The sequence below is a fragment of the Microbacterium lacusdiani genome (assembly GCF_054779895.1).
Genome location: NZ_BAAGXJ010000003.1, coordinates 335,385 through 355,506 on the forward strand (window position 1 = coordinate 335,385; position 20,122 = coordinate 355,506).

Here is a 20,122-nt window from a genome sequence, read left to right on the forward strand (position 1 = left end):
CGAGGGTTGCTCTGAGCACGAGCGATCACTCGTCCTCCTCCAGGATCTCGGCACCGCGCAGGCCCGACGCGTAGCCCAGCAGCCGGATCCTCTCGGTCGAGCCCGGTGCGGGAACCGCGAAGAAGAGCTGGTCGGTGTACGTCGTGCGCACGCCCGTGCCCGTGGTCGTCTCACCCGTCAGCGTCGAGATGGCGCGGTCGCCCTCGAGCTTGATGACGGCGTCGTCCTCGGTCGGCTTGACCGTCTCGATCTCGTCGACCGTCACGGCCACGATCGCCCCGCTGCCGAGCGTGGCCAGCGCGACCGGATCGCTGTCACCGGGCTCCTGGCCGAACTCGATCGACCCCGTCTCGGCGCCCGTCTCGTTGAAGCTCTCGAGCGTCTGGGCGCGCTTCTCCTCGACCGCGACGCGGAACGTGTCCGCCTCGAGGTCGAACAGCGAGGCGAACTCGCTCTCCTCGCCGCGGCCCAGCACGTCGGCATACGCCGCCGCGAGATCCTGCGGCGCGATCGACAGGAACGACGAGTCCGGCGGCACGACGGGCGACCCGAGCCACGACGGCGGCAGCTCGGGGACCTCCGCGGAGGCCTCCATGCTCGCGATCGTCGTGACCTTGTAGTTCGACCACGGGTCGGCCTGCGCGATCATCATGATGTTCGGCGGGGTCGCGGGGTCCTCCCCCTCGACGATCAGCATGGCCGTGCGGGGCCACTCGTCGAAAGCCTGCGGCAGCATGATGCTGACCTTCTCGCCCGCGATCGCCGCCGGAGCGGGGTGGTCCTCGACGTCCTCGCGGATGCGGTAGTTCACCTCGCGCATCGCGAGCGCGACGCCGTCCAGGCGGGTGCCGGCGAGGTCGAGGTCGCGGTTCTCGTCCGCCTCGGCGACCGTGGCCGCGATGTCCTCGACGATGCGCGCGGCCTGCACGTCCGTGAGCGCGGGAGCCTGCTGGTTCTCGGGCGTCACGACCGTGGCGCTGGGCGACGGCGTCGGGGTCGGCGTGACCTGCGGCCACACGTCGGGCGAGCAGCCGGTCACGAGCGCGGCCGTGAGGCCGAGCACCGGCAGCGACAGGAGCGCGCGGCGGTTCGCGCGGCCCTCCGCGCCCTTGTCGTCACGGGGCCCGGAGTCGCCGTCGCCTGCGGCGTCGGCATCGGGCGCGGTGTCGTCGCCGCCCTCGGTGAGCTCCTTGCGCGGCTCCGCGGGTGCCACGGCCGCGCGACGACGCCCCGCCCCGACCGCGATGGGCTCGGTCGGCGGGAGCACGGGGCCCTTGCGGCGCGGGCCGCGCGAGCGCCGGACGTGACGGATGCCCAGGATCCACAGGAGCACGCCGAGCAGCAGCAGCAGGCCGCCGGCGACGATGAGCGGTCCGGCCCAGGGCGTCGCGTTCGAGATCGGCCACACGATCGAGATGTCCGCCGGGGCCGGAGCGGCGCCGTCCGACGCGATCAGCACGCTCACGCCGTCGGGCAGCTGCAGGCGGGTGGAGAGCTCGCCCTCCGCGACGTACTCCTCGAGCCACAGGTCCGAGCCCTCGGGGTTGCGGCCCTCGAACTCCGCGTCGCCGTCGGGCTGGACGACCTCGGTGACGGCCGAGCCCTGGTCATCCAGCGTCACGTGGTTGTACGGCGCGTCGGAGAGCCACGCCTCCATGTCGGCCGTGCGCCCGTACGCGGCGTAGATCCGCTCCGTCCCGGCGACCTCGAGCGTCTGCGTGCCCGAATGGGTGCGGAACACCTCGGCGTCGATGAGGGTGTACGGCTGCTCCTCCGGGGTGTCGATCCGCACCGTGGCGGTGTCGGGCCCCAGGAACACGGTGCGCTGCGCGATCCCCGCGCCGATCAGCGCGGCTGCGAGCACGAAGGCGACGACCGCCCAGACGAAACGCACGAATCCGACTCCTCACACGACCCGCTGCTCGGGCCGGCGGGTCTCGGCACTCGACGAGTCCGCGGCACCGGGCTGATCGCCCGACGCGACAGAGCTCGTGTCCTGCCGTACGGGCGGGACATCAGATCAGACTAGCGAAACCGTCCTGAGTGTCGCCCAGGAGCAGGTCGCGGCACGGCGACGTCCCCTCATCCCCCTATCCTGACCTCACGGACACGCCCCGAGGAGGACGCTTGAAGATCCACAACCCGTTCCGGGTCGCCCTGGTCGCCACGCTCGGCGTGGGACTGGGAATCCTGCTCCTCCAGAGCGTGCAGTCGCTGTCGACGATCCTGCTGTACGTCGGCACGGCGCTGTTCATCGCGCTCGGCCTGGACCCGGTCGTGTCGTGGCTCGAGCGCAGGCGCCTGCCGCGCTGGGCGGCCGTGCTGATCACGCTCGTGGCGGTGCTGGGCCTGTTCACGGGGATCGCGCTGATCATCCTCCCCGTGCTGGTCGCGCAGGGGGGACAGCTCGTCGAGCAGATCACCCAGATCGTGAACCGAGGCACGCTGCTCGAGGATCTCCGCGTCTGGCTGCTCGGCCTGTTCCCGTCCCTGCAGATCGACGACATCTTCCAGAACGTCAACGACTGGCTGCTCGGCAACATCGACACGATCAGCGAGAGCGTCGTGGGCCTCACGTTCGGCGTCGTGAACGGCCTGTTCGGCGCGTTCATCGTGCTGATCCTCACGATCTACTTCACGGCCTCGACGCCGTCGCTCAAGCGCGCGATCTACCAGCTCGCCCCCGCCTCGAAGCGCCCGACGTTCGTCTCCCTCGGCGACCAGATCACCGACTCCGTCGGCTACTACGTCATGGGCCAGGTCAGCCTCGCGCTGATCAACGGCGTGCTCAGCATCGTGTTCCTCAACATCATCCAGGCGCCGTTCCCGGCCGTGCTCGCGGTCGTGGCCTTCCTCGGGTCGATGATCCCGCTGGTGGGCACGCTCACCGGCTCGACGATCATCACGCTGGCCTGCCTTCTGCCGGGCCTGGGCTCCCCCACGACGGCGCTGATCGCCGGCATCTACTACCTGATCTACATGCAGATCGAGGCGTACGTGCTGTCGCCGCGCATCATGAGCCGCGCGGTCTCGGTGCCCGGTGGCGTGGTCGTCGTCGCGGCCCTGGCGGGCGGCGCGCTGCTCGGCCTCCTGGGCGCCCTGATCGCGATCCCGGTCGCGGCGAGCGTCCTGATCATCTACCGCCAGGTGGTCATCCCGCGCATGAACGAGCGGTGATCAGGGCCACTCACTCGGCAGGGGGAGCGCGGCGGGGTTGACGACCCGGACGATCTCGCTCAGCACGCGGAACGTCTGCTTCTCCCCGACCCAGAGGTGCTTGCCCTCCTCGACGGGGATCAGCTCGAGATGCGGGATGAGGGAGAAGCGCTCGGCCGCCTCGGCGGGGCGCAGGTAGTCGTCGAACTCGGGGATGAGCGCGACCAGGCGACGCGGGTCGTCCCGCCACGCGCGCAGGTCGTCGTCCGTCGCGCGGTGCAGCGGCGGCGAGAGCAGGATGGCGCCCCGGACGTCGTGGCGGCGTCCGTACTTGAGGGCGAGCTCGGTGCCGAAGGACCAGCCCAGGAGCCACGGGTCCGGCAGGCCGCGCTCCGCGACGAACGCCATGGCTGCGGCCACGTCGGTCTCCTCCGCGACGCCGTCGCCGAAGGACCCCTCGCTCGTGCCGCGCGGCGACGTCGTGCCGCGCGTGTTGAAGCGCAGCACCGCCAGGTCGGCCAGCGCGGGCAGCCGCGCCGCGGCCTTGCGGATGATGTGCGAGTCCATGAATCCGCCGTGGGTCGGCAGGGGGTGCAGCGTCACCAGCGTCGCGACGGGATCGCGATCGGCGGGCAGCGAGAGCTCGCCCACGAGCGTCAGCCCGTCGCTCGTGCGCAGTTCGATGTCCTCGCGGCGTGCGGGAAGCGTCACGGCTCCACGGATCTCCATGTTCGTCCTTCCGCGGCCTCAGGCCGTCTTCCAGCAGTGCGTGTGCCAGTGCCGGCGCGCGGCCAGGTCGGCCTGCGGCCCGAGCACGCCGTCCTCGCGCCACACCACGAGGTGTGCGACGCCGAGGCCGATCTCCCCGCCGCATCCCGGGCACGTGTAGGTCTTCTCGGATCGCGCCCCGCTCACGGGCTGCACCGAGTACTCGCGACCGCGGCGGGTCTCCGTGCGGCGCCAGCCGGCGATCAGGCGATCGAGCGAGTCGTCGTCGCGGTCATCCCGGCGACGGCGGTTCGAGCGGGGCATGGCGCAGGGCCTACCACCAGTGGTTGGCGGTCCAGAACGCGTACGCGTTGGCCCAGCTGCCGTAGCGGCCCACAGCGTAGCCGTTCGCCCACGTCAGGTTCGCGACCGGGTCGTAGCCGCCGCCGGGCACCTTGCTGCACGGCAGGGCCTGGACGAGGCCGCAGGCGCCCGAGTACGGGTTCGTGGCGTTGGGGTTCCAGCCGCTCTCGCGCGACACGATGTAGTCGACGTAGCCCCAGTCGCTCTGGGCGATGCCCGCGGCGGCCATCCAGTCCCCCGGCGCGCCGCCGCCCGTGTAGAAGGGCGTCTGCCAGGTCGTGCCGGCGCTCGCGGCGGCGGGCTGCGCCTGGGACGCGGCTGCCTCCTCGGCCTCCGCCTCTGCCGCCGCGTCGGCGGCCTCCTTCTCGGCGACCAGCTCGCGGATCTCGTCGCGCGTGGCCCCCTCGGGGACGTCCACGCCGATCGAGGCGGCGTACTCCTGCCACACCTCGAGGGTGGCCTTGGGGTGCGGCTTGCCGCTCTCGTCCGCGGCCAGCTCCACGGCGTACGTGCCGTACTGCAGGCTGCCCGCGGGAGCGAAGTCGGCCGACGCCACGTAGGCCTGGGCATCTGCGGTCGCGGTCTCGTAGGCCGAGACCGGCGCACCCTCCGCCAGCGCCGCCGTCGTGGGGACGAGATACGCGGCGAGGAAGCCGAAGGCGGCGACCCCCGCGAACACGTTCAGGACGCCGCGGCGACGGCTCAGCCGTGCGGGCGCGGGCGACGAGACGCGTGCGGGCGCGGGCCTCCGGGTGGCCAGCGCACGGGCGTCGCGTCGGGAAAGCGTCGTCGTGGGGCGGTTCTGGGCAGAAGTCACAGTTCCCCGAGTCTAACCCAGCGGGGGCTGTGAATGTCACGGGGATGTCACGGGCGCAACTGCCCATGCCCGCCGCGGGGCCGGATGCGGCCTCAGCGGACCGCGAGCATCACGTCGACGACCGCGTCGAGCACGGCGTCGACCTGCTCCTCCCGGTAGCCGCCGCGCACGGGCCGGAACGCCGCGGCGCGGACCTGCTCCACCGTGACCGGGTCACCCGACTCGAAGAACCGCGTGAGCCGCTCGGCGACCGCGTCGACCTCGTCGGGGGCGTAGCCGTAGGCCAGGCGCCCCACCCGGTCGAAGCGCTCGCCGCGCGGCCGGGTCAGCCGGTCGAGGATGACCTGGGCCTCGGCGCGAGCCCGCTCGACCCATGCCTCCGGGCCGCTCTCGGCGATCGCCCGCTCCCGCTCGCGGGCCGCGAACGCGTCCTCGATGCGGGCCAGCGCCGCATCCACGGCACCCACGTCGTACCCGCCGCGCCGGAGGGGGAACGCCGTCTCGCGCACGGTGCGCGCGTCGAGCGCCGACTCGGAGCCCGCTTCGAAGGCGGCGCGCGCCTCCGCGAGGAACGCGTCGACCGCCGCGCGGTCGTAGCCCTTCTCACGTCCGCGGGCCGCGGGGAACGGCGGCGCGCCGGTCATGCGGCGGCCAGCGGGGCGAGGAGGTGGTGCAGCGCGAGCGCCGCCGTGGCGGACGGCAGGATGCTGTCGAGGCGGTCGAGCACTCCCCCGTGTCCCGGGAGCCACGAGCTCATGTCCTTGATCCCGAGGTCGCGCTTGAGCATGGACTCGCCGAGGTCGCCGACCGTCGCGGTCGCGACCAGAACGGCGCCCGCGATCAGGCCCGCCCACCACGGGATGCCCAGCATGAACTGCGCGAGCAGCGCGCCGGCGGCGAGCGACGCGACCACGGCGCCCGCGAAGCCCTCCCACGTCTTCTTCGGGCTGATGCGCGGCGCCATCGGGTGCTTCCCGAACGCGAGTCCCGCGGCGTAGGCCCCCGTGTCGGCGATCACCACGATGATGATGAACGCCAGCACCCACCACTCGCCGCCCTCCTCGCGCAGCAGCACGACGGCCATGCTGGCGAGGAACGGCACGTAGACCGTCATGAACCCGCTCGCCACGGCGTCCCGCAGCACGTCGACGTACTCGCGGCCGTCCTGGGCCGCCATCTGGGCCAGGAGGCGCCACACGACGACCAGCGCGATCGCGATGAACAGCATCGACCAGTGCAGCCACGGATCGCCGAGGAAGCCCGACACGACGAGCAGCACGGCCGCGGCGAGCTGCGGCACGAGATCGATCCTTCGTCCGCCCGCCTGCAGAGCGCGCGTCAGCTCGAACACGCCCAGCACCGCGGCGGCCAGCGCGAACAGCACGAACGTCCACTTCACGAAGATCAGCGAGGACACCGTGATCACGCCGATGCCGACGCCGATCGCGGTCGCGCGGATGAGGTCGCGCCCCGTGCGCTGCTTGATGCGCGCGTTGCGCTCTTCGAACTCGTGCTTGGCCTGCGCCACGTGCTGCTCGAACTCCGTGCGCGCGGCGCGGATGCTGGCGTGGAAGTCGGTGCCGTGCTCGGGGCGCGGGGTCGACGGCCGGGGGTGCACCGGATCCGGCGCGCCGCCCTTGCCTTCGGGAACGTCGGTCATCGATCAGACCTCGAGAAGCTCGGCCTCTTTGTGCTTGAGGGCCTCGTCGATCTTGTCGACGTGCGCCTTCGTGATGGCGTCCAGCTCCTTCTCGCCGCGCGCGATGTCGTCCTCGCCGATCTCGTCCTTCAGCGAGTCGAGGTCGTCCTTGATCTGACGGCGGATTCCGCGGATGCGCACCTTGGCGTCCTCGGCCTTGCTGCGCACGAGCTTGACGAACTCCTTGCGGCGCTCCGAGGTGAGCTCGGGCATCGTGATGCGGACGATGCTGCCGTCGTTGGTCGGGTTGGCCCCGAGGTTCGGCATGTTCCGGATGGCCTCCTCGATCGCCTTCAGCGCCGACTTGTCGTACGGCGTGACGATCAGGGTGCGGGCCTCGGGGTTGGCGAGCGCGGCCAGCTGCTGCAGCGGCGTCGGCGTGCCGTAGTAGTCCACGAGGAGCTTCTGGAACAGCTGCGGGTTCGCGCGTCCCGTGCGGACCGTCGCGAAGTCCTCCTTCGCCGCCTCGACGGCGCGGTCCATGCGGGAGGTGGCTTCTGCCAGGACATCCGCGATCACGGTGACTCCATTCATCAGGTGTTGCATCCACTTTAGTCGGCGCGGCGCGGCGCCGACGGAGACGGCGCGGCCGCGCGGTGCGGTCGCGCCGGGCGGCATCAGGCGGTGACGAGCGTGCCGATCTTCTCGCCGCGCAGGGCGCGCGTCACGTTGCCCGCGGGCTCCATGCCGAACACGCGCATGTCCATCCGGTTGTCCATGCAGAGGCTGAACGCGGTCGAGTCGACGACCTTGAGCCCCTGGACGAGCGCGTCCGAGTAGCTGACCGTGTCGAGCTTCGTGGCGGTCGGGTCGGTGCGAGGGTCGGCGGTGTAGACGCCGTCCACGCCGTTCTTGGCGACGAGCACCTCGTCGGCGCCGATCTCGAGCGCGCGCTGCGCCGCGACCGTGTCGGTCGAGAAGTACGGCAGGCCGGCGCCGGCGCCGAAGATCACGACGCGGCCCTTCTCCATGTGGCGCGCCGCCCGGCGCGGGATGTACGGCTCCGCGACCTGCGTCATCGCGATGGCCGACTGCACGCGCGTGGCGGCGCCGGCCTGCTCGAGGAAGTCCTGCAGGGCGAGGGCGTTCATGACGGTGCCCAGCATGCCCATGTAGTCGGCGCGACCGCGGTCCATGCCGCGCTGGCTCAGCTCGGCGCCGCGGAAGAAGTTGCCGCCGCCGACGACGATCGCGATCTCGACCGTGTCGGTCGCCTCGGCGATCTCGCGCGCGATCTGGCTGACGACATCCGGGTTCACACCCAGCTGGCCTCCGCCGAAAGCCTCGCCGGAGAGCTTCAGCAGGACGCGGCGTCGCCCGGTCTTCTCATCGATCACGTGTGTGTCCCTTTCGTCGCCTTCTCACGCTACCGGTAACGGCGGCAGCACCCCGGGTTCTCCCGCGTCGGGGCGCGGAAAGGGGCCCGGATCCGTGGATCCGGGCCCCTTCTCGGCTGCTTACGCGCCGACCTTGAAGCGGGCGAAGCCCGTGACCGTGATGCCGGCGGCGTCGGCCACCTGCTTGACGGTCTGCTTGTCGTCCTTCGCGTACGCCTGGTCGAGCAGGGCGACCTGCTTGAAGTAGGCGTTGAGGCGGCCCTCGACGATCTTCGGAAGGGCGGCCTCCGGCTTGCCCTCCTGGCGCGTGAGCTCGGTGACGAGCTGGCGCTCCTTCTCGACCTCGGCCTCGGGGACCTCGTCACGCGTCAGGTACGACGGGTTGGCGAACGAGATGTGCTGCGCGATGCCGCGAGCCGTCTCGGCGTCGCCGCCCGTGTAGGCCACGACCACGCCGACCTGCGGAGGCAGGTCCTTGCTGGTCTTGTGCAGGTACACCTGGAAGGCGTCGCCGGACAGCGTGCGCACGCGGCGCAGCTCGACCTTCTCGCCGATGATGGCGGCCTCGTCCGAGATCAGCTGCTCGACCGTCTGGTCGCCCGCGGGGGCGGCCAGCGCGGCCTCGGCCGAGTCGGCGCCGGCGGCGGCCGCGGCGTCCACGACCTTGTCGGCGAGCGCGATGAAGCGCTCGTTCTTCGCCACGAAGTCGGTCTCGCACGCGAGCTCGAGCAGGGTGACCTTGCCGTTCAGCTCACGCGCGACGACCAGGCCCTCGCTCGTCGAGCGGTCGGCACGCTTCGCGTTGCCCTTCGCGCCCTTGAGACGGAGGATCTCGACGGCCTTCTCGACGTCGCCGTCGGCCTCCTCGAGCGCCTTCTTGGTGTCGACCATGCCCGTGCCGAGCTGCTCGCGCAGCGCCTTGATGTCGGCGATGGTGAAGTTGGCCATGGGTTCTGGCTCCTCAGGTTCGGTGGATCCGGTTCGGATCCGGACGACTTACTTCTCGGTGGACTCGGCGGCCGGGGTGTCGGCCTCGGCGGGCGCCTCGACAGCGGCCTCGGCGGGCGCCTCGGTCGGCTGCTCGAGCAGCTCGCGCTCCCACTCGGCGAGCGGCTCGGCGTCGCCCTCGGGGTTGTGCTTCTGCTGCAGGCCCTCGGCGGCGGCGTCGGCGATGATGCGCGTCAGCAGCGAGACCGAGCGGATGGCGTCGTCGTTGCCCGGGATCGGGTACTGGAGGTCGTCGGGGTCGACGTTGGTGTCGAGGATGCCGATCACAGGGATGCCCAGCTTCTTGGCCTCGTCGATCGCGAGGTGCTCGCGCTTGGCGTCGACGACCCACAGGGCCGACGGGGTCTTGGTGAGGTTGCGGATGCCGCCCAGCGACTTGTGGAGCTTGTCCAGCTCGCGCTTCTTGAGCAGCAGCTCCTTCTTAGTGAAGCCGGTGCCGGCCGGGTCGTTGAAGTCGAGCTCCTCGAGCTCCTTCATGCGCGCGAGGCGCTTCGACACGGTCTGGAAGTTGGTCAGCAGACCGCCGAGCCAGCGCTCGTTCACGTAGGGCTGGCCGACGCGGGTCGCCTGCTCGGCGAGCACCTCCTGGGCCTGCTTCTTCGTGCCGACGAACAGCACGGTGCCGCCGCGGGCGACGGTCTCCTTGACGAAGTCGTACGCCTTGTCGATGTACGTCAGCGACTGCTGGAGGTCGATGATGTGGATGCCGCTGCGCTCCGTGAGGATGAAGCGCTTGACCTTCGGGTTCCACCGACGGGTCTGGTGTCCGAAGTGCACGCCGCTGTCGAGCAGCTGGCGGATGGTGACCACAGCCATGGTCTGTCTCCTTGTATCTGGGCACGTCCGGGCGAGCCGGCGCATGCCATTGCGGTTGATCTGCCGGCGTCGACCGGCGAGCCTGGTGCCCGGCGCACTCCCGCCCTCGTGAGAGGGACCGATGGGGGTGGATGCCGCGTCGCCCGATCCGGAGACCGGGCGCCGCTCTGGGCACGCGGAGTCATCCCGACACACGGGATGCGACCTTCAGTGTATCAGGCGCGCCCCCGCGCGCCGCGCGCAGGCGGCCCGTGTTCACCGGCCGTTCCGAGGCTCGTCCCCAGGGCTCCGGATGGCCCGGCTGTCCGCGCGGTGCCGGGCCTCGACGCCGCCGCGCATCCGTCGGCGACAGGCTGGGATCATGCGTCGTCCGATGGTGCGTCTGCTCGCGGGGCTCGCGCTCGCGCTGGCCCTGGTGGGCGGCGCGGCGGAGGCCGCGGGAGGCGCCTCGCGCGGCGTGGATCCCGAGGCGCGCATCGAGACACCGGAGCCGTGGCGCTGGCCGGTCTCGGGCGGCGTGCGGATCGTCGCCCGGTTCGTCGCGCCCGCGCATGCGTACGGCCCCGGCCACCGGGGCGTCGACGTCGCGGCGGCCGTGGGAGCGGATGCGCTCGCGCCGGCGGCCGGCGTCGTGGCGTTCTCGGGGACGGTGGTCGACCGCCCGCTGCTCACGATCGATCACGGCGGCGGGCTGGTGTCGACGCTGGAGCCGGTCGAGACCGACCTCTCCCCCGGCGACGCGGTGGCACGCGGGCAGGTCGTGGGTCGCGTCGCCGCGGGCGGCCACGCGGCGCCCGGCTCCCTGCACATCGGCGTGCGCCTGCACGGCGAGTACGTCAATCCGCTGCTGCTGCTCGGCGGCGTCCCCCGCGCCGTGCTGCTGCCCTGCTGCTGACGTGTCAGGCCCGAGCTTCAGGCACGTGGGTGAGCCAGTCGATACGCGGCGGCGAGGCGCTCGGACGAGACGTGCGTGTAGATCTGGGTCGTGCCGAGGCTGGCGTGGCCGAGCAGCTCCTGCACGGCGCGCAGGTCGGCGCCGCCGTCGAGCAGGTGGGTGGCGGCCGAGTGGCGCAGCGTGTGCGGGCCGACCGCGCTCGAGCCGACGACGGGCCCGACCTCGCGCGTGACGAGGTCGTACACCGCGCGGGGCCCCATCCGGCCTCCGCGCACGCCGAGGAACACGGCGGGACCGGCTCCCGCGCCCCGGGCCGCCAGGGCGGGGCGCCCCCGGATCAGGTAGGCGCCGAGCGCCCGCTGGGCGGGCGCGCCGAACGGCACGACGCGCTCCCTCGATCCTTTGCCGAGCACGCGCGCCGTGGCGCGGTCGAGATCCAGGTCGTCGACGTCGAGCCGGCACAGCTCCGAGACGCGGATGCCCGAGCCGTAGAGCAGCTCCAGGAGCGCGTGGTCGCGCAGCGCGACCGGGTCGCCCTCGGCGGCGGCCTGCCCCAGCCGGTCGAGCACGCCGCCCAGCGCCTCGGCCGCGGCGACGTGCGGCAGCGTCCGTCCCCGTTTCGGTGCGACGAGCCGGAGGCTGGGGTCCGCGGGCACGAGCTCCTCCTCGTGCGCCCACCGGAAGAACGCGCGTGCCGACGAGGTCCGGCGGGCGAGGGTGGAGCGCTCGTCGCCGCGCTTGGTCGCCTGCCACAGCCACTCGCGCAGGTGCTCGAGGTCGACGTCGCGCAGCTCGAGATCCCCGATCGTCGCCTGCAGATCGCGCAGGTCGTTGCGATACGCCCTCACCGTCGCGGGCGAGAGCCGGCGCACCGTCGACAGGTGCGCCGCGAACGCCTCGATCGCCCGGGTCAGCAGCACGCTTCCAGCTTCGCGCGCGGGTGGACCCACGGCCCGGCGGACGCGCCGCGGCCCGGGAGACGGATGTCCCCCGGGCCGCGGTCGATGCGCCGGCTCAGTAGCCGGCGAGAGGCAGCAGGATGCTGCGCGGCGTCTCGTTCGTGGCGAGCCACTCCTGGACGGCCGGGTCCTGGAAGGCGGCCACGAGCTTCTGGATGCTCGTTGGCCGGGTCGGAGTACAGCGAGACGGTCGCGCCCTGCGGGAGCTCGTCGACGCTCTCCCACCTGTCCGACCACAGGCCGAAGCCCCAGCGGAACACGGGGGTCGCGGCCTCGAGCTGGAAGTCCGGGTTGGCCTCGAGCACCTGGCCCAGCCAGAGCTTGTGCTGGTAGATCGTGCCGGCGACCTCGCCCTCGCTCACGGCGCGGTTCAGGGTCGTGCTGTCGGCGAGGCCGCGGAAGGCCACCTCGATGCCGTACTTGGGCGCGACCTCCTCTGCCACGAACTCGATGAGCGCGGTCTCGGTGGGCTGACCCTCGACGGTCGTGATGTAGAGCGTGGCGCCGGGCGTCTCGTTCGCCGTGGCCGTGCCGCCGAGGCGCGGGACGATCAGGACGGCCGCGATCGCGGCGGCCGCGACGACTCCGCCGACGATCCAGGGCCACTTCGGGCGGCGCTTGAGCTCGAGCTCGAGATCGGGCCCGTCGGGGGCGCCGGCGCTCGGCTTGACGAGCGTGGGGGTGTCGGTCATGGGGATGCTCCGATTTCGGGTGGGGTATTCGGGTGGGGTGGGGTGCGGGATCAGCGGGCGCGCTGCAGCAGGCGGGGCCGGCCGGCCGAGCGGGCCAGCTCCGGCGTCGCGCGACGGACGAGCCGGTCGCCGACCAGCTGGATCGCGCCGACGAACAGCACGAGCGCGATGATCGTCGCGAGCATGACCGGCTGGTCGAACCGCTGGTAGCCGTACGTGACGGCGACGTAGCCGAGACCGCCCGCGCCGATCGTGCCGGCGATCGCCGAGTAGTCGACCATCGCGATCGAGTTGATCGTGAGGCCGCCGAGCAGGATGGGCACGGCCTCGCTGAGCTGGACGCTCGTGATGATCTGGCCGTTGGAGGCGCCGGACGCGCGGGCGACCTTGACGAGGATCGGCGGGACCGCGCGGATCGCGTTCTCGACGATCCGGCTGAAGAACGCCGTGCCCGCGAGGGTCATGGGCACCACGGCCGCAGGGATGCCGATGCTCGTGCCGACGACCAGCCGAGTGAACGGGATCAGCGCCGCCATGAGCACGAGGAAGGGCAGCGATCGCCCGATGCTGATGAGCCAGCTCAGCACGCCGTGCAGCAGGCGGTTCGGGAACAGCCCGCCCTCCGACAGGTTGAACACGAGCACGCCGAGCGGGGTGCCGAGCAGGACCACGAGGAACATGACGATCGCGACCATCGCGAGCGTCTCACCCAGCGCGGGCAGCAGCAGCGCGATGATGCGCTCGAACTCCGAGGTGTCGTTCACGACGCCACCGCCTCGAGCTCGACGCGCGCGACGGCCGCATCCGAGGCTCCCGCGTTGAGCCGCTTGGGCGCGAGGCCCTCCCGCGGCATGAAGAGGCCGCCCGCCCCCGACGGGATGGGGACGGGCGGCCGGTCAGGGGGACGATCAGCCGGTGTAGACCGTGCGCTCGCCGTTCATCGCGATCGTGATCGGCGTCAGGTACGCCGACGCGTCCGCGGACGTCAGGTTGTAGGTGTTGTAAAGCCCGTACTCCTCGGCCACCGTGCGGGTCGCGAGCAGCGTCGCCGTGCCGGGATCGGTCGCCGTCAGGTTCACGGCGGCCGGAGCGAGCGCGTCCTTCCCGAGCCCGGGGACCTCCGGCACGATCCACGTGCCGTAGAGCGCGTTCCAGCTGTAGTCGATGAGCTCGCCCACCCGGATGTCCTCGTACTCGAGCGTCTCGGTGATCGGGCCGTACCAGTACAGCGAGATGATCTTGTCGGGCATCCGCGTGCGGAGCGCCTTGACCAGGTACGGGAACGACCACGCGTTGACCGTGTGGCCGAGGTCGTATCGCGCCCACTCGTCGTCGAAGTCGATGCCATCCAGCTCGTACGTGTACACGGCGTCGGCGAGCTGCGCCGCGAAGGCGTCGGCCTCCTCGTAGGTCTGGAAGTTCGCGAAGCCGACGCCGCCGTGGTTGCCGAGGATCGACAGCAGAACCTTGATGCCCTGCTTCTGCAGCGGACGGATCTCGGTGTCGACGTTCTGCAGCACGCGGGTCACGTTCTCGTTGTGGTGCAGCACGGCCCTGCCGGTGCCGTCGTTGTTGATGTTCGAGGTGAAGACGATGCCGATGTCGAACGCGTTCGCGCCGCTCTTGGCGAGCTTGTAGCGCCCGACGTTGAGCATGCTCTGATTGTTCACCTCGACGTAGCAGACCATGCCGGGGCCCAGCTTCACGGGGCGGGGCTTGTTGCCGCCCGGCGCGGCGAACGCGGCGGATCCGGCGCCGATCGACGCCGCTCCGAGGACGGATCCTGCCGCGACCGAGCCGGCGATCCGCATCATGTCGCGTCGCGAGAGTTTCTCGTCACCCACGGGTGCTCCTCCTGTTCCGGGCCGGCGTCGTTGCCCGCACGGACTTCACTTGACCGGTTCAGCTGTGGTTAGTCAAGGGCTGCTCCGCGAATCGATCGAAACGTCACCGCGACAGGCGCCATCCGTCGGCCGAGGACTCGACCCGGCCGTCGAGCTCGAGCAGGCCGAGCTCGGCCTGCACCTCGGCGAAGGACATTCCCGAGCGGCGCGCGATCTCCGCGAGATCGCGCCACGCACGCGCCGCGAGGGCGTCCAGGACGCGGATGGCCTCGGGGCGCGGGCGGTCGTCGGCGGGCGCCGCCCCGCCGGGGCCCCATTCGCCGAGGAGCTCGCGCACGTCCGCCGCGCACGTGACGCAGGTGGCGTCGAACTCGCGCAGCAGCCGATGGCAGCCGTCGGACGTCGCGCTCGTGACGGCACCGGGCACCGCGCCGAGCGGACGCCCGAGCGCAGCCGCGTGCCCGGCGGTGTTGAGCGAGCCGCTGCGCCGGCCCGCCTCGACAACGACGGTCGCGGCGCTCACGGCGGCGATCAGCCTGTTGCGCTGGAGGAACCTCCACTTGGTCGGCGTGCCGCCCGGTGCGACCTCCCCCACGATCGCGCCCCGCTCGGCGATGCGCGCGAACAGGTGCGCGTGCCCGGCCGGGTAGACCCGATCCGCGCCGCCCGCGACGAAGGCGACCGTGAGGCCGCCGGCGCCCAGCGCCGCGCGGTGCGCGACGCCGTCGATGCCGTACGCGCCGCCGGAGACGACGGCGACCCCCTCCCCCGCCAGGTCGCCCGCGAGCATCCCGGCGACGTGCTCGCCGTAGGCCGTGGACGCGCGGGCCCCGACGAGCGCCACCGAGCGGTCGAGCGCGCCGAGCGCCGCGGCGTCGCCGCGCACCCACAGCGCCACCGGGGCGTGCGCGCCGAGGTCCGCGAGCCGCTCGGGCCAGACCGCGCCCTCCGGCGCGAGCAGCGTCAGGCCCGCCCGGGCCGCATCGTGCGCCACCGCCGTGAGCAGCCGGGCGCCGAGGCGGGGTCGCCAGCGCTCGAGCTGCACGGCGAGCTCGCGCGGCTCGACGCCCGGCACGCCGGGCACGAGGCCGCCGGCCGCCGCGCGCTCGACCGCCCGCAGCGCGTCCACCGCGCCCAGCGCGGCCACGAGGGACCCGGCCACGGAGTCCCCAGGCTCGGCCAGAGCGCTCCACACCAGGCGGGCCGCGCGCACGTCCGGATCCGTCACGGTCGACAGGACCAGGCCGACGGCCTCGCGCAGGCCGCCGTCCCGCAGCACGCCGGGCTCGCTCATCCCGTCACCCCCTTCTTCAGAAACAGGGCCTGGCCGACGTCGGCCGTCGACGGCTGGTCGCGCCCGGCGAGGTCGGCGATGGTCCATGCCACGCGCAGGATGCGGTCATAGCCGCGCAGCGTGATGGCGCCGCGCTGCAGGGCCGTCTCGAGCGTGCGCCGCGCGTCCGGGGCGATGGCACGCGGCCCCTGCCGCAGCCACGCGCCCGGCACGTCGGCGTTGACCCGCCACCGTGTGCCGTGCAGCCGAGCCGCGGCGCGCTCCCGGGCCGCCGCGACCCGCTCGCGCGCCTCGGCGGTGCTCACCGGCGCGGTGCCGTCATGGTGCGACGAGGCGACGCGCTGCAGCCGCAGGTCGATGTCCATCCGGTCCAGCAGGGGCCCCGACAGCCGGGACAGGTAGCGCCGGATCACGCTGGGCGCGCAGGTGCACGCGCCTCCCCGCACGCCGTACTCGCCGCACGGGCAGGGGTTGGTCGCCAGCACGAGCTGGAACCGCGCGGGGAACTCCGCCCGGAATCCGGCGCGGTGGATCTCGATCCGGCCCTGCTCGAGCGGCTGCCGCAGCGCGTCGAGCACCCCGCCGGGCGCCTCCGCCGCCTCGTCGACGAACAGGACGCCGCGGCTCGCGCGCGCGATCGCCCCGGGTCGCGCCGTGCGCGAGCCGCCGCCGATCAGCGCGGCGATCGACGCGGAGTGGTGCGGCGCCTCGAAAGGCGGCGTGCGGTCCAGCTTCGAGACGGGCTCCCCGGCCAGCGACCGGAGCGAGGCGACCTCGAGCGCGGCGTCGTCGTCGAGCGGCGGCAGGATGCCCGGCAGGCGCCGCGCGAGCATGGTCTTCCCCGCTCCGGGAGGCCCCGACATGAGCAGGTGATGCCCGCCCGCCGCGGCCACGATCAGCGCCTCGACCGCGGCGGGCTGCCCCACGATCTCCGCCAGGTCCAGGCGCTCGGTGGCGCGCGGGCGCCGCGCCTCCCCCGGCACGGGCTCGACGTCGGGCACCTCGACGTCGGCGCCGTGCCAGCGCGCCACCTGCGCCAGGCTGACGGCCCCCAGCACCTCGACGCCGGGCACGAGCTCGGCCTCGGCGAGGTTGGCGTGCGGGACGACGAACCGGTCGAAGCCCCGCCGCGCGGCCGCGTGCACGGCCGGCAGCACGCCGGGGACCGGCCGCAGCCGCCCGTCCAGGCCGAGCTCGCCGATGTGCACCGTGCGCGCCAGGGACTCGGGCGGCATGAGACCGTCCGTCGCGAGCGCCGCGACTGCGATCGCGACGTCGAAGCCCGTTCCCTGCTTCGGCAGCCCGGCCGGCGAGAGGTTCACCGTGAGGCGCCGGTCGGGAAGCCGCATGTCGCTGTTCTCGCACGCGTTCGTGACGCGCCGGACGGCCTCGCCGAGCGCCTTGTCCGCCAGCCCGATGAGCTTGAACTCGGGCGTCTGCGCCGTCAGGTCGGCCTCGACCTCGACGAGCTCGCCGCGCAGACCCGTCAGGGCAACGGCCCACGTGCGCGCGACCCTCACCGCAGCCCCTCGAGGTGCTCGAGCGTCGCCGTGCGCGGGTCGCGCCCGATGATCGCGATGCCGTCCACCCGGATCCGGCGGCGGCGCGCGTGTCCGGGATGGGCGGCGGCCCACGCCAGCGCCAGCCGCCAGAGCCGGCCGAGCTTGCGATCGTCGATCGCCGCGAACGGATGCCCGTACGCGATCCCGCTGCGCGTCTTCACCTCGACCACCGCCAGGCGCCCAGGTCGGGCCGCGACGATGTCGATCTCGCCCGCGGGGCAGCGCCAGTTGCGGTCGAGGATCTCGTACCCGCGCTCCGTCAGATACGCGGCGGCGCGGTCCTCCCCCGCCCGGCCCAGCTCGTCCTTGCGTGCCATGCCCCGAGCGTGCCGGGGATCGCGGCGGCGCGAGCGGCCGGCGGCCGCTCAGGCGGAGATCCGGCCGTGGACGCGGCCTGTGGACGAGGGCCGGCTACTTGCCGTCGAGCGAGAGCTCCTCGGGCAGCTGGAAGTCGCGCCGCGAGAGCTCCTCGATGTTGACGTCCTTGAACGTCAGGACGCGCACCGACTTCACGAAGCGGTCGGCGCGGTAGATGTCCCACACCCAGACGTCGGTCATCGTCAGCTCGAAGTAGAAGTCGTGCTCGGTGTCGTGACGCACGACGCTGACGTCGTTGGCGAGGTAGAAGCGCCGTTCCGTCTCGATCACGTACTGGAACTGCGAGACGACGTCGCGGTACTCGCGGTAGAGCGCCAGCTCGAGTTCGCGGTCGTAGTCGTCGAAGACCTCGTCATCCATGGTGACTCCATCCTATGGCCGCGCGGGAGCGCGCCGGACCGGCCCGGAGCGCACGCCGCCGAGGCGGGCCCGGGCCCGGTCAGAACAGCGTCGGGGCGTCCGCGATCGCCCACGAGCGCCGGTGGTGCGCGCTCAGGCCGAGCTCGCGGATCGCGGCGCGGTGCGTGGGGCTGGCGTAGCCCTTGTTGCTGCACCAGTCGTAGTGCGGGTGCTCGTCGTGCAGGGCCACCATGCGGGCGTCCCTGGCGACCTTCGCGATGACCGACGCGGCCGAGGCCGATGCGCAGTCGCGGTCGGCCTTGATGACGGGCCGCACCGTGAGCCCCGCCCCGCCGGCCGGGCGCGACACGGGGGTGATGTAGTCGTGGTTGCCGTCCAGCAGCACGATGCCGGTCGCCGGGGCGAAGCCCAGCTCCTCGAGCGCCGCCAGCGCCCGCACGGCCGCGAGCCCGAGAGCGCGGATGATGCCGACCTCGTCGATCTCGTCGGCCTCGGCCCACCCGACGGCGCTGGCGCGCACCCATCCGGCGGCGCGCTCGGCCACGGCGGCCCGCTTCGGCTCGGGCACGAGCTTCGAGTCGCGCAGCCCCTCGGGCACGCGACGCCGCGCCGACGCCGCGTCGATCACCGAGGCGCCCACCGCGACCGGACCCGCCAGCGCGCCGCGCCCCACCTCGTCGCACGCGAAGACCAGCGGCGTCTCGCGCAGCAGGCGCCGCTCCAGCGACAGGGTGGGCACGGCGACGGCCATCAGCGCGACGCCTCCTCGATCGCGTCGGCGGCCCCTGGCACGCCGGCGAACACCTCGTGGTGTCCGTCGATGGGGCCGAACCGCTCGAGCGGCCAGGTCCGCAGGAACACCCGGCCCACCACGTTGTCGAGCGGCACGAATCCCTCGCCGGGCTGGTCCGTGTTGTAGCGCGAGTCCTTCGACCGGTCGCGGTTGTCGCCCAGCACCCACAGCGATCCGTCGGGCACCGTCACGTCGAACTCGACCTCGGACGCCTCGGTGTCGCCGGCGGGCAGCTTGATGTAGCCCATCTCGTCGATCGGCACGTCGTTGACCGTGATCTGGCCGAACGCGTTGCAGCAGACGACGTGGTCTCCGGGGAGACCGATGATGCGCTTGACCAGGTGGTCGTCGGAGTCGGAGGCGGACAGGCCCACGAGACTGAGCAGCCAGTCCACGCCCGTCTCGAACGGCGACCGCGGCGGCTCGGGCGTCGGGTCGAGCCAGCCGCCCGGGTCGGCGAACACGACGACGTCGCCCCGGTCGTATCCGGACCAGTCGGGCGTCAGCTCGTCGACCAGGATCCGGTCGTCGATGACGAGCGTGTCCTCCATCGACGCTGACGGGATGAAGAACGAGCGCACCACGAAGGTCTTCACGAGGAACGACACGACCACCGCGATCAGGACGATCACGAGCACGTCGCGCAGGAAGGCGAGCCAGCCGCGGCCCCGCCGCGGGGCGTGCGCCGCGGCCTCCCGCGCGTCGCGACGGTGCAGGGGCGCTGCGGAGGCGGGGGGCTCGCTGCTCATGGGTTCCTTCGACTGCCGCGCCCGGTCCGGAGCGCTCCTTCCAGGTTCGCACATCCGGACCCGTGCGACCGTCGGCCCGCCGACGATCCGCGCACGTCGCGCGCATCGCGTCGCCGCCGCCCATGCCCGGATGCACGGAACCCCGCGACCGATCGGTCGCGGGGTTCCATGGGAGTGGGACGCGGGCTCAGCCGTTGTCGCGCTTCTCCTTGATCTTCGCCTTCTTGCCGCGCAGGTTGCGCAGGTAGTACAGCTTGGCGCGGCGCACGTCACCGCGGGTAACGACCTCGATGTGGTCGATGACCGGCGAGTGCACCGGGAAGGTGCGCTCCACGCCGACCTGGAAGCTGATCTTGCGGACCGTGAAGGTCTCGCGGACGCCGTCGCCCTGGCGGCCGATCACGACACCCTGGAAGACCTGGATGCGCGAGCGCGAGCCCTCGACGATGTTGACGTGGACCTTGACGGTGTCGCCGGGGCCGAACTCGGGGATGTCGGTGCGCAGCGAGGCGGCGTCGACGGTGTCGAGGATGTGCATATCGGATCACTTCCTGCGGCCGCCACAGGTCGGCCGCGTCTGAGATGGTGGTTGTCTGCGTGTGCTGTGAGGTCGGACGACCTTCGGCTCCCCTGAGGCAGAGCGGCGAAGCGGGCACAGCGACAGCTGCACCGGCCACGGCACAAACAGCGAT

At 72.5% G+C, this 20,122-nt stretch carries 23 protein-coding genes; 2 read left to right on the forward strand and 21 right to left on the reverse strand.

The features are described from left to right. Positions 1-25: 25 nt before the first annotated feature. Positions 26-1,894 carry a glycosyl transferase gene (locus ACYVGN_RS03730; protein ID WP_460788847.1) on the reverse strand — a complete coding sequence of 623 codons (1,869 nt, stop codon included), beginning with the start codon at positions 1,892-1,894 and terminating at the stop codon, positions 26-28. A gap of 233 nt (positions 1,895-2,127) precedes the next feature. On the opposite strand from ACYVGN_RS03730, the gene ACYVGN_RS03735 reads away from it, so the two are divergent. Then, a complete protein-coding gene (locus ACYVGN_RS03735; RefSeq protein ID WP_460788849.1) occupies positions 2,128-3,177 on the forward strand; it encodes an AI-2E family transporter in 1,050 nt (349 codons plus the stop codon). Here ACYVGN_RS03735 and ACYVGN_RS03740 read toward each other — a convergent pair whose 3' ends face one another. From ACYVGN_RS03740 to rpsB, 9 genes are all read right to left on the reverse strand, one after another. Further along, on the reverse strand, positions 3,178-3,885 hold the full coding sequence (locus ACYVGN_RS03740; RefSeq protein ID WP_055991220.1) for an alpha/beta hydrolase: 708 nt from the start codon (positions 3,883-3,885) through the stop codon (positions 3,178-3,180). It lies immediately after the preceding gene. Between the two features lie 18 nt (positions 3,886-3,903). After that, complete coding sequence (locus ACYVGN_RS03745) at positions 3,904-4,188, reverse strand: hypothetical protein (protein ID WP_055991217.1); 285 nt, start codon at positions 4,186-4,188, stop codon at positions 3,904-3,906. Positions 4,189-4,198: 10 nt separating this feature from the next. After that, on the reverse strand, positions 4,199-5,044 hold the full coding sequence (locus ACYVGN_RS03750; protein ID WP_460788852.1) for an aggregation-promoting factor C-terminal-like domain-containing protein: 846 nt from the start codon (positions 5,042-5,044) through the stop codon (positions 4,199-4,201). 92 nt (positions 5,045-5,136) lie between these two features. Further along, positions 5,137-5,688 carry a DivIVA domain-containing protein gene (locus ACYVGN_RS03755; protein ID WP_055991214.1) on the reverse strand — a complete coding sequence of 184 codons (552 nt, stop codon included), beginning with the start codon at positions 5,686-5,688 and terminating at the stop codon, positions 5,137-5,139. Next, a complete protein-coding gene (locus tag ACYVGN_RS03760) occupies positions 5,685-6,704 on the reverse strand; it encodes a phosphatidate cytidylyltransferase (RefSeq protein WP_460788854.1) in 1,020 nt (339 codons plus the stop codon). Before ACYVGN_RS03760 ends, ACYVGN_RS03755 begins: the two co-directional genes overlap by 4 nt. A gap of 3 nt (positions 6,705-6,707) precedes the next feature. Next, entirely contained in the window at positions 6,708-7,262 is a 555-nt protein-coding gene (frr, locus tag ACYVGN_RS03765; protein ID WP_460789222.1) for a ribosome recycling factor, read from the reverse strand. A 98-nt stretch (positions 7,263-7,360) separates the two neighbouring features. Next, positions 7,361-8,080: a UMP kinase gene (pyrH, locus tag ACYVGN_RS03770; RefSeq protein ID WP_134745163.1), complete on the reverse strand. Its 720-nt coding sequence runs from the start codon at positions 8,078-8,080 to the stop codon at positions 7,361-7,363. A gap of 120 nt (positions 8,081-8,200) precedes the next feature. Beyond that, entirely contained in the window at positions 8,201-9,028 is an 828-nt protein-coding gene (gene tsf, locus ACYVGN_RS03775; RefSeq protein WP_055991206.1) for a translation elongation factor Ts, read from the reverse strand. 48 nt (positions 9,029-9,076) lie between these two features. Further along, positions 9,077-9,904 (reverse strand): 30S ribosomal protein S2, encoded by an 828-nt coding sequence (gene rpsB, locus ACYVGN_RS03780; RefSeq protein ID WP_460788856.1) that lies wholly within the window; start codon positions 9,902-9,904, stop codon positions 9,077-9,079. A gap of 361 nt (positions 9,905-10,265) precedes the next feature. On the opposite strand from rpsB, the gene ACYVGN_RS03785 reads away from it, so the two are divergent. After that, the gene (locus ACYVGN_RS03785) at positions 10,266-10,799 is read left to right on the forward strand and encodes a peptidoglycan DD-metalloendopeptidase family protein (protein WP_460788858.1); all 534 of its coding nucleotides are present in this window, start codon (positions 10,266-10,268) and stop codon (positions 10,797-10,799) included. A 17-nt stretch (positions 10,800-10,816) separates the two neighbouring features. Here the strand turns inward: ACYVGN_RS03785 and ACYVGN_RS03790 are convergent, their stop codons facing one another. From ACYVGN_RS03790 to rplS, 11 genes are all read right to left on the reverse strand, one after another. Further along, positions 10,817-11,719: a tyrosine recombinase XerC gene (locus ACYVGN_RS03790; RefSeq protein ID WP_460788860.1), complete on the reverse strand. Its 903-nt coding sequence runs from the start codon at positions 11,717-11,719 to the stop codon at positions 10,817-10,819. Beyond that, the gene (locus ACYVGN_RS03795) at positions 11,710-12,450 is read right to left on the reverse strand and encodes a MetQ/NlpA family ABC transporter substrate-binding protein (RefSeq protein ID WP_460788861.1); all 741 of its coding nucleotides are present in this window, start codon (positions 12,448-12,450) and stop codon (positions 11,710-11,712) included. The genes ACYVGN_RS03790 and ACYVGN_RS03795 overlap by 10 nt, the downstream gene beginning before the upstream one ends. Before the next feature lie 50 nt (positions 12,451-12,500). After that, on the reverse strand, positions 12,501-13,214 hold the full coding sequence (locus tag ACYVGN_RS03800; RefSeq protein WP_460788863.1) for a methionine ABC transporter permease: 714 nt from the start codon (positions 13,212-13,214) through the stop codon (positions 12,501-12,503). A gap of 144 nt (positions 13,215-13,358) precedes the next feature. Then, complete coding sequence (locus ACYVGN_RS03805; RefSeq protein WP_460788865.1) at positions 13,359-14,294, reverse strand: endo-beta-N-acetylglucosaminidase H; 936 nt, start codon at positions 14,292-14,294, stop codon at positions 13,359-13,361. Between the two features lie 103 nt (positions 14,295-14,397). Beyond that, positions 14,398-15,588: a DNA-processing protein DprA gene (gene dprA, locus ACYVGN_RS03810; protein ID WP_460788867.1), complete on the reverse strand. Its 1,191-nt coding sequence runs from the start codon at positions 15,586-15,588 to the stop codon at positions 14,398-14,400. Continuing rightward, positions 15,585-17,108 (reverse strand): YifB family Mg chelatase-like AAA ATPase, encoded by a 1,524-nt coding sequence (locus ACYVGN_RS03815; RefSeq protein ID WP_460788869.1) that lies wholly within the window; start codon positions 17,106-17,108, stop codon positions 15,585-15,587. Before ACYVGN_RS03815 ends, dprA begins: the two co-directional genes overlap by 4 nt. Beyond that, a complete protein-coding gene (locus ACYVGN_RS03820; RefSeq protein WP_055991182.1) occupies positions 17,105-17,467 on the reverse strand; it encodes a YraN family protein in 363 nt (120 codons plus the stop codon). Before ACYVGN_RS03820 ends, ACYVGN_RS03815 begins: the two co-directional genes overlap by 4 nt. Positions 17,468-17,561: 94 nt before the next feature. Beyond that, positions 17,562-17,888, reverse strand: coding sequence for a DUF2469 domain-containing protein (locus ACYVGN_RS03825; RefSeq protein ID WP_134745171.1), 327 nt, complete (start codon positions 17,886-17,888; stop codon positions 17,562-17,564). Between the two features lie 79 nt (positions 17,889-17,967). Next, positions 17,968-18,639 (reverse strand): ribonuclease HII, encoded by a 672-nt coding sequence (locus tag ACYVGN_RS03830; protein WP_134745172.1) that lies wholly within the window; start codon positions 18,637-18,639, stop codon positions 17,968-17,970. Further along, the gene (lepB, locus tag ACYVGN_RS03835; protein WP_460788872.1) at positions 18,639-19,430 is read right to left on the reverse strand and encodes a signal peptidase I; all 792 of its coding nucleotides are present in this window, start codon (positions 19,428-19,430) and stop codon (positions 18,639-18,641) included. The genes ACYVGN_RS03830 and lepB overlap by 1 nt, the downstream gene beginning before the upstream one ends. A gap of 187 nt (positions 19,431-19,617) precedes the next feature. Next, positions 19,618-19,968, reverse strand: a complete 351-nt coding sequence (gene rplS / locus ACYVGN_RS03840) for a 50S ribosomal protein L19 (protein ID WP_055991170.1) — start codon at positions 19,966-19,968, stop codon at positions 19,618-19,620. Between the last annotated feature and the right edge of the window lie 154 nt (positions 19,969-20,122).